Annotated in this window: 7 protein-coding genes and 1 pseudogene; all 8 read right to left on the minus strand. The window is 56.9% G+C overall.

Annotated elements, in window-relative coordinates:
* Window positions 1-495 (minus strand): cation:dicarboxylase symporter family transporter (locus EN906_RS15975; protein ID WP_127375250.1); only part of this gene is annotated, 495 nt, incomplete at its 3' end.
* 389 nt (window positions 496-884) lie between these two features.
* A complete protein-coding gene (locus EN906_RS15980; protein ID WP_127266955.1) occupies window positions 885-1,646 on the minus strand; it encodes a sulfotransferase domain-containing protein in 762 nt (253 codons plus the stop codon).
* Window positions 1,647-1,929: 283 nt separating this feature from the next.
* Window positions 1,930-2,718 (minus strand): ABC transporter permease, encoded by a 789-nt coding sequence (locus tag EN906_RS15985; RefSeq protein WP_063169398.1) that lies wholly within the window; start codon window positions 2,716-2,718, stop codon window positions 1,930-1,932.
* A 3-nt stretch (window positions 2,719-2,721) separates the two neighbouring features.
* The gene (gene nodI / locus EN906_RS15990) at window positions 2,722-3,636 is read right to left on the minus strand and encodes a nodulation factor ABC transporter ATP-binding protein NodI (protein WP_024505873.1); all 915 of its coding nucleotides are present in this window, start codon (window positions 3,634-3,636) and stop codon (window positions 2,722-2,724) included.
* A gap of 261 nt (window positions 3,637-3,897) precedes the next feature.
* Window positions 3,898-5,223, minus strand: a complete 1,326-nt coding sequence (gene nodC / locus EN906_RS15995; RefSeq protein ID WP_063169399.1) for a chitooligosaccharide synthase NodC — start codon at window positions 5,221-5,223, stop codon at window positions 3,898-3,900.
* Window positions 5,224-5,238: 15 nt separating this feature from the next.
* Window positions 5,239-5,898 carry a chitooligosaccharide deacetylase NodB gene (nodB, locus tag EN906_RS16000; protein ID WP_063169400.1) on the minus strand — a complete coding sequence of 220 codons (660 nt, stop codon included), beginning with the start codon at window positions 5,896-5,898 and terminating at the stop codon, window positions 5,239-5,241.
* Window positions 5,895-6,485, minus strand: a complete 591-nt coding sequence (locus tag EN906_RS16005) for a NodA family N-acyltransferase (protein WP_063169401.1) — start codon at window positions 6,483-6,485, stop codon at window positions 5,895-5,897. The genes nodB and EN906_RS16005 overlap by 4 nt, the downstream gene beginning before the upstream one ends.
* Before the next feature lie 853 nt (window positions 6,486-7,338).
* Window positions 7,339-7,547, minus strand: a pseudogene (locus EN906_RS16010) (beta-ACP synthase); the annotation flags it as partial.

Raw genomic sequence — 7,547 nt, forward strand, 5'->3', positions numbered from 1 at the left:
GACTTGCAGGATGTCGCCTTCCGCGAAGGCACTGGCAATCGTTGACGGGATGATGTTCATCAGGAAGCTGGTCACGGACTGCTCGTGAGCCGTGGCCACATAGCCCTTAACGGCTTGGACATCGAGCGAGGCCGGATCGATGTTGAGGCCGGCGCCAGGTTGAACGATATTCGCGACAATCAGTCCGACAACGAGTGCAAGTGTCGAGAAGGTGAGGAAATAAACCATCGCCTTGGCGGCAACTCGGCCGACCTTCTGCAGATCGCTCATGCCGGCAATGCCGGTCGCAATTGTCAGGAAGATGACAGGTGCGATAATCATCTTGACGACTTTGATGAAGGCATCGCCGAGCGGCTTCAGGCTCTGGCCGGTTTCCGGATAGAGGTAGCCAATTGCGGCTCCCAGGACTATGGCGGCAAGCACCTGCACGTAGGTCCGGGCAAAATGGGGCTTGCGGGGCGCTGCGATCGCGCGGGGGACTCTTGGAACCAACACCGTTTCTCTCTCCCTGACCGGATCGGGGTGGGGGCTCCTCCTTCTCCCATGCTGCGCTCCGGTCGAGCGCTGCTGTCATCTCGGAGCAAGCGCCGTGCCAACTGGAGGCCTGTCCCGTCCAGCGAGATTGGTGCGGGTTGCGCACTGGAACCCTCCACCTTTGCCGGAATTTGCACTCAAGGCTCGCCAAAGATCGCGTCTGAAGAAGTGCTTCGCCAGAGAGGGAATTGACCAGGTCGCCTTGCGGCCGTGTCTTTGATGTCTGCCGCAGATCGACTGCCGGCCGATATCTCTGTCGTCTTGGTGACTTTGGTTTGTCAGTTTTGCGACGGAATGCGCGCAAACTGCAGGATATCCTACACGCCCATCAGAGCACGCGGTACAAGCGATTAAGCGTAGGAGCGCATTGAATCTCCGAGGTCAAAAAATCTTGAATAAGGTCCCCGTGCGAAGTGAATCCGCAACTCGTCAAAGTTCTCCACCGTTTGATCCAGCGGTCGCGTTTCCTGGCGCTGCAGGATGGCGTTATCTGATGGCTCAAGCGCTGGAACGCCCAGGAAATCCCAAACCGCTCCCAGGCATTGGGCAGGTTCGTGAAGTAGGCTCTCGTATTCCATTACAAGCAGGTTGGTCGACGTGAAGGAGTCCATAACGCGAGCGTGAAAATCGTCGGCGGCTTTGAAATAAGCCTCACAGTCGGCGATTGACAACCTGACGCTCGGTGGCCGAGCGGTATCGTTGTCCCAGCTGAACTTCAGCCAGTGACCGCTTTCCCTGGCCTGCACAAAGGATCGGAGCGATTCCAATACGTTTCGGCGAACAACAAGGATGACCTTGAGTGCTGGCCAACGAGCCAGTTCCGCAAAGAATGCGGGACGCTCGCGAAACTGAGGTTCATTGATCTTGCATCCAAGATGCGTCACATTCTTGTAGTCGCGCATAGGGCAGCGCACATAGGCAAGCTCAAGAAGCTCGCGATCCGTGCCTAGCAGGCGATCAGTGCTGGGCCAATTGGGATCATATTCGTTTAGCAACTCACCGTTACTCAAAACGGTCGGATGCTCGTTTAGCAATTCTTCTAAATAGTGTGTTCCGGTCCTTGGCATAGCAAGGATCACAAAAGGCTCAGGAGTTGCTTCGTTGTGGGTCATTGCATGTGTATCCAACTAAATAATGGCCGCGACGGTCTGTGGACGCGCACAAGAAGCTTGGCTGCTATCGATTGAACGCTCCGGGTGGGTCCGCGCCTCACCATCCAGCCTGTTCTTCGAGGTGTGGTCGCGAAGCTGGGCGGGTGCCTGCAGCGGCTGGGTGGCGCCCGGCTTCGGCGTTGTACCACTCGCGATTCCTAGCATACGCATGCCTCCGGGCCGCTGTGGGCAGTTTGCATCCGGCATTGCGGACCTCCTTCTGGTTAATGGGTGTAAGCAAGCGTCAACGCATTAGTCGTCGATGAAACAGTCCAGCCGACAGAAAAAAAGGCAATACAGCGAACATGCAAAGTGCGCCTATATGCAGCCCTACATTGTCGCCCAGGCGGCCGAGCATCACCGGACGGATTAGCTCGATAGAATTCGCCAGGGGCGAGAAGGCCGCAATCTGCTGAAACACTCCTGGCAATTGGCCGACTGGAAAAACCGCGCCCGAAAGGAACAGCATGGGTGTGATGACAAGCGTCTGATAGAAAATAAAATAGTGATAACTGGGCGCGAGCGCGATGACGAGCATGGCCAGGCTCGCAAAGGCGAATCCGGTGAGAGCGACGACCGGTAGCACGTAGAGAACCGACGTCCACGCGGCATAACCTAGCGCGGCCGCAACAATCGCAATTGTCGTACCGGCCAGAAAAGCCTTTGTGGCTGCCCAGGTCAATTCACCGAGAACGATGTCGCCGAGGGTAAGTTGTGTGTGCAGGATTGCTTCCCAAGTGCCCTGATCGCGCATTCGACCGAAAACCGCGTAAATTGTTTCGAAGGTTGATGCTGTCATCGCGCTCGTCGCAACCATGCCGGCTGCCAGAAAGGCGATGTAGGATGCACCTTCGATGCGGCCTACCAACAGTCCAAGGCCAGTGCCGAGCCCGAAAAGGTAAATCATCGGATCAGCAAGGGTGCCGAGCATTGAAGCAAATGCCACCTTCTTCCATGCCAGATGATTGCGGCGCCACACCGCCATCCAGTTCCAGGCGTTGGCGGGTAGAGCGGCCGCAAAACGTTCACCCATTGCTCACTTCTCCATCTCACGTCCGGTTAACCGCAAGAAAACGTCCTCCAGACTGGGTGGACGCTCTAGAATACGCAGACCCGCTCGACCGCGAAGCTGGATGCGCACATCCTCCGGCTCAGGCGCATAGCAAAAGAGCGTCTCGCCGCTTACCTCGACACGCTGAACGTACGGTCTGATCAGCGAAATCAGCTCCTGTGGATTACCGCCGAAGATCTCGATCACGTTGCACCCAATGTACTCGTCGATCAGCGCATGAGGACTGCCCTCGGCGATCTTGCGTCCCCGCTCGAGAACACACAGCCGATCACAAAGCCGCTCAGCCTCTTCCATGAAATGGGTGGTCAAAATGATCGTTTTTCCGCTCGCCAGCAGGAAACGAAGTCGCTCCCAGATCAGATGGCGGGCATGCGGGTCGAGGCCGGTCGTGGGCTCATCCATCACAAGCAACTGGGGGTCGTTGATCAGAGCACGTGCCAGCGTCAGGCGCCGCTTCATCCCGCCGGATAGCAGGCCGACACGTGAATCCGCCTTGCTCTCAAGGCGAGCGAACTCGAGCAGCCGTGGGATGACGGCGTTGATCTCTCTTGTACTCATGCCGAAGTAGCGCCCGAACACCAACAGGTTCTCACGTACCGTAAATTCCAGGTCGAGATTGTCGAACTGCGGGACCACGCCTATGCCCTTGCGGGCCAAGCGGCTGCGTGCCGGCACTGGTAGACCGAGGACTGTTATATCACCCGCGTCAGGCCGGGTCATACCGAGGAGCATACGCGCAATCGTGCTCTTGCCTGCGCCGTTAGGCCCCAGCAGACCGAAGCACTCTCCCGATGCAACGGTGAAGGACAGCCCGTCCACAACGAGCTTGTTTCCGAATAATTTGGTTACGCCGGTAAGGTCGATTGCTACATTGGACATGCGTCTATCTCAAGCGGAATGAGTCCGATTGGCCACCGGCAGCTTACTTGCGAATTCTGGTTCAGAGCAGGCCACCGCCTTGAGATGACACCTTTGGAAAGTCGCGGCCGGAGCGACGTGTGTATCGCTTCCGCCAAAGAATAACGTCAAGATGCCACGTGTCGCTTCCACATAGTCCCCGTTCTGATCATAGGTAACTCGACAAGCTTCACCCCGTGTCGACTGACACAACTTACTCGGTCACTCGGCGCTGCAAGGCCGTCAGACTTCACTAGCTGTGAGCGAAAGATCTGCAGTATGAAGTGACTCCGCAATTCCAGAATTGCCCGCAGCATTTGCTCCGCCAAGCGGCATCGCGCTTGTGATTTCCTTTGTGCTGCTGTTGGGCAGGGGAACACTTTTACGCGACAGCCAATCGCTATTGCTCAATGTACACAGGGCGTAAGCCTTCAAGGGGATCAACAGGAATATCCTGATTAACGCGTGCATTGAATAGCCGATGAATCGAAGCTGCCGAGTGCGGAAAGATAACACCGTAGATCTGATTATGGTCATCGTGACAATAGCCAGCACCGTCCACCAATTTACTGTATGTGAAAATAGTAACTCACCGAGCGCCGTTACTACCGCGATGCCGAGCAACAATGGGCCGAGATTCTCTCCCATCACATCCAAAGTTAGATAGCGATCCAGGCCACGCAGTAGACCTCGCGCAAGCATCGTGTCCCGGAAAGTGCTTCGTGCCCAGCGGAGTTGTTGGCGCAAATAAGGTCCCATCTTGTCCGGAACGACTGTCGCCGCGACGGCACCTGGAACGTACTCGGTTCGAAAGCCTGCTTTCAGCATGAGGATCGTAAGATGACGGTCTTCACCGAAGTCGCTTGGTTTCCCCCTGAACAGCTGCGTCTCGTATTGATCCAGCAGAGAAAGGAGACAAGACCGGCGGTACATTGCACATGGGCCGCAGCAGCACATGACCGCACCAAAGCGACCTTGCGCCGCGCGCTCCTCATTGCAAGCCAGCCAGTATTCCATATCGATCAATCGGGTCAACCAAGTGTCGCTGCGGTTGTATGCCGTCAGCTGGCCCATGGCCGCTCCGACCATGGAATCCCGCATTTTTACTGCAAGCTTCGTGATGACGTCGGACGCAAGTGTCGTGTCAGAGTCGACGCTGAGCACGAAATCTCCAGATGAGCGGCGGATGGCGGCGATCTGCGCCTTGCGTTTGCCAACATTTTCGCGGAGCAGAATGAAATTGAATCTCGGGTCGCCCTCGTAGGCGTGATGTACCGGGATGACGGCATTACGATTTCCAGAACCGTCGTCAACCAGATAGACCTGAAATGTTCCGGAGTAATCTTGATTTGCAATGGAAGCTAAACACGCCGCGAGTGTGCGCGGGTCCTCATTGTAGCAGGGGATAATGACATCCACGCTCGGCCAACGGTCGGATCCGAACAAGCTTTCCGACGGCGGCGTAACATTTTCCGGTTGGGAGTAGACCGCTTGCATGCCTCTGTAAACAGTCGAGAGCACCGCATAAGACGAAACGGCAACAGTACTGGCTGTGGTGAGAAGGTCCATAGGATCTCTGTTTGTTCAGGGATGTTGAGGAAGTGATCGGATTACAAATCCGCGGCCGTGCAATTCTGGAATTAGGCGTGACAACGCTGTCACCGTCTGGTCGCGCAGACTGGCTTGATTGCCTGGTTGCAATTCGTCGGGAGCGCACCCGTCGTGCAACAGCACGATTGCGCCCGGCCGGATATCGGCGAGCACTCTGTCGACGATGGCGTCAACGCCGGGGCGAGACCAGTCGCGTGGATCAATGGACCAATGGACGGGCGCCAATGCCTCACCCGCTAATGCAGCGATTACTTCTTCGGTCCAGATGCCATAGGGTGCACGAAAGTACCGAACCATGGCCTGCGGGCAAGCCATCCCTATGACTCTGTTTGCCTCAACTATCTGGCAGTCGACTTCGACGGACCCGCATTTAGCTAGGTCCGGATGAGTCATCGTGTGGTTGGCTATACCGTGGCCGTCTGTAATAATTCGGCGAACGAGTTCCGGCTCGTCGGCCGCGTAGGCCCCAACAACGAAGAAGGTCGCCGGCACCTGATGTTGCGCCAGCACATTGAGTATCTGCGGTGTGAAAAATGAATTGGGACCGTCGTCAAACGTCAGATAGACGCTGCGCTCTGCAATGCGATCGGCATTGTCACTCTGCCCTTCGCATATGTAGTCCAGAGGCTTCATAGTTCCGGACCGTTCCGGTCGATCAGGGTACCAGACGGCCACTCGTCCATCGAGCGTCCGATCGGCGAAACCAACACGAGTACGTCTTCCAGGCGCGTGGGCGGCAGGTCGGGATGCACATCTGGACGGGTCGACCGTACGCGAACGCCCGACACAATGTTCGCGAGGCCGGCTCTGCAGAATCTTTCGACATGGTTTCGCAGCGCGTGCCGAACCGTGCCGAAAGCGAATGGAACACCCAACTGATGGAGCACTGGGTACGCCACGCGCATCGAAAAACCGATTCCGAGCCCTTCAAGATCCGGACGAACCGCGTACAGGCCCAATTCAGCGACGATCAAGTCGACCTCGCCAACTTTGATGAAGCGCCGCAGCATGCCGATGTGAGCCGCTACCCCATGCGCGTCGTAGCCGATTGCGCGGAATTCCGGCCTCGCGCCGGCCCAACTGCGGCCGCCTTCGAATGGCTCCGCGTTGAAGGCGCCAGTCCGTCCATAGGTCTTTCGAAAAAAGTCGGAGAGTTCGACATGGTCGGCCAGTTGCAGCTCATTTTCCCAGCACAACTTCCACTCGACATTCGGACGCATGGAAGACCTCACCTTGTAGCTGTCTGGTTGAGATAAATGTCCAAGCATTGATTAAATAATTGGCGTCGCGCCAACGGGGCGTAACTTGTGGGGACCGCCGAAAGACCAAGCCGCAATGCAGATGCGACTGACTTTGTACGCCCCGCACACCAGATGATGCTCCTCAGATCCAACGCAACCATCGGAACTACCTATCTTTCCAACTTGAAGCGCTTCTATGGGACCTGCAGCAAAAACGGTAAAATCCTTTGTTTAGATGAAAGGTATCCACGCTTTGGATAACTGGGCGAATGCGTTCCATATGGCTGGTCAATTATCGTCGTCACGCTCGAGGCACTTCTGACGAAGCGCAAAGCTCACGCCCGCGGCACGCGCGGCCGTTGCCGGGCCGCGCGATTATCTCCGTAAGAGCCGAGTGGAGCTCAGACACGACGATTGATCAGAATCTGATTCGCGGGTTCAGTATCTCTTTCGTGTATCCAGCTCTGGGCTGTCCTTTGGCGGGAGTTAGGTTCGCCCAGGTTCTGAGCCTGGGGCGTTGGCCCGTTCGCCGCGCAGGCTCCTTCGCACATCGTCGAGGCCGAGAAAGAGGGGCCACACAGCTCCCCCTGTACTTTCCACCACCCGACACCAGCGCTCACCCAGGGCGCCGGCCTTGCTCACCTCAACGGATAGCGCACTCGCGCCGCTTCACGATTAAAAGAATTCTACAAGCAAGATGCCTGTTTGATCGAGAGACGTCCGCTGCCAATTCCCGCATCGCAGAGGCAGCCAATAGCGCTCGCTTTACATAGTGGTCCGGCAAGCAGCTAGATACGACAGGTGACCTCAAATGAGGCGTCTTGCATGGCTTCTACACCTGCCTGAATGCCAGAACTGCGTTCGTACCGCCCATGGCGAAGGCGTTGCTCATGGCGACGCGCACCTTGCGCTCCCGCGGCACATTGGGTGTGATGTCGAGGTCGCAAGCGGGATCTGGCTCGCGATAGTTGGCGGTCGGCGGCACGACGTCCTCTTGGATTGCCATCACGCAGGCGATCATTTCAAGCGCGCTCGCTGCGC

Origin of the sequence: Mesorhizobium sp. M7A.F.Ca.CA.004.06.1.1 (genome assembly GCF_003999135.1) — a bacterium.
Taxonomy (GTDB): domain Bacteria; phylum Pseudomonadota; class Alphaproteobacteria; order Rhizobiales; family Rhizobiaceae; genus Mesorhizobium.